The organism is Ruegeria sp. AK4, from assembly GCF_056541025.1.
In genome coordinates this window covers 1-1,327 of record NZ_JBQFXS010000068.1, presented here as the reverse complement: position 1 = coordinate 1,327, position 1,327 = coordinate 1, and the positions used below count along the sequence as shown (strand labels likewise).

Sequence of the window (1,327 nt, the reverse complement as noted above, 5' to 3'; positions counted from 1 at the left end):
CCGAGGTCAAGTTTGGCGCCGCGCTGGATCAGCATTTTTCCCTGTCAGTCGATCCAAATGATGCCCAAACCTTGCTTTTCGCCTATCCATCGGAGACCAGTGCGGCCAGCGGCTACATCCAACCGGTGGTACGGTTCGAATTTGGCGCCCGTGGGGTTCACCTTCCAGCCGAGTCCCGCAGTATATCGCCTTATGTGCATCAGGCCTTTCCAGACCTGTTGGGGGCGGGCGACGTTGATGTGAAGGTCTTGGGTGTTGAACGCACATTCTGGGAAAAAGCCACGATCCTGCATATGCTCTATCATCAAGACATCACCAAACCTCTGGCTGACCGTATGTCGCGCCACTATTACGACATGGCTCAGTTGATCACGCACGAGTCCCGTTCTTGCGCTATCGAACAGATCGACTTGCTGGATCAGGTTGCACACCATAAGTCCGTCTTCTTCAAAGCGGCTTGGGCTAACTACGAGAATGCCAGGCCTGGATCTCTAAGATTGCTACCAAACCCTGAGCTGAAAGCAGCGTTGCGCCGGGACTATGTGGGGATGCAAGAAATGATCATCGGGGATACCCCCTTGTTCGATGACATCCTGAAAACCATTGGGGTGTTCGAGGCCGAACTCAACAGTTGAAATCAGCAACTTTAGTGGTCTCAAGGCACAGCGCGCGAGCTTCAAAACTGGATTGTTAGCCGAGCAGACACACTTTATGAATTCGCCCAAACTCGAGCTGGATCGCTCCAAGCAAAGGTTTCAAATGGTGAGACTGAATATATTGCGCGATGAACTTGCTGGGTGCGTGCAAGGTGATCGTTTGATCTTGCGTTTCAACAAATTTGAGTTCGCGATACCAGCTTTCAAACAATAATGCTTCAGATTCTGATAGGCGCCGAAGCGCCCTGCCCCACGGGTCCTGAAGGTCTTGTCCTTCATGTTCAACAGCTGCAGGTCTTTCTTGGCCAAACTGAACATGAACAACCTTTTCGGTTGATTTTGGGCTTTGTGTCTCCATGCGCGATACAAAATCAGAACCAACATTTTGCCAAACCGGTTCGCTCAGGCGATAAATTTCTGCGTAGTTGAGTCGATACGCTGCAACGCGGCCTCTAACCCCAGGCCTAAGCTGGAGAAGAATATTAGAATCCGTCAATCGCTTTATCTCTCGCTTGACGGTTCGTTCGTCCACGGACCAGAGGCGGGCCATTTCTTTTTGCCCGACCGTTAGCTCATCAGTGGGTTCTGTCGCAAAGTTCGCCCTCACCTGTCAGTTCGTGTGCATTTCTGGTAGCGCGCACTAGAACATGACAGGAGCAGGCCGTGACGAT

General features: G+C 51.7%; 2 protein-coding genes. One reads left to right on the top strand and one right to left on the bottom strand.

Annotation, left to right across the window (positions count from 1 at the left end; translation table 11 throughout):
- Positions 1-635: nucleotidyl transferase AbiEii/AbiGii toxin family protein (locus ACR0EZ_RS25880; RefSeq protein ID WP_480617711.1), on the top strand; the 635-nt coding region annotated here is incomplete at its 5' end.
- A 55-nt stretch (positions 636-690) separates the two neighbouring features.
- On the opposite strand, the gene ACR0EZ_RS25875 is transcribed toward ACR0EZ_RS25880, so the two are convergent.
- Positions 691-1,206 carry a DnaA N-terminal domain-containing protein gene (locus ACR0EZ_RS25875; protein ID WP_480617709.1) on the bottom strand — a complete coding sequence of 172 codons (516 nt, stop codon included), beginning with the start codon at positions 1,204-1,206 and terminating at the stop codon, positions 691-693.
- Positions 1,207-1,327 lie beyond the last annotated feature (121 nt).

Coding starts and splice junctions, on each gene's coding strand:
- ACR0EZ_RS25875 (WP_480617709.1), bottom strand. CDS start 1,206: ATGGCCCGCCTCTGGTCCGTGGACGAACGAACCGTCAAGCGAGAGATA.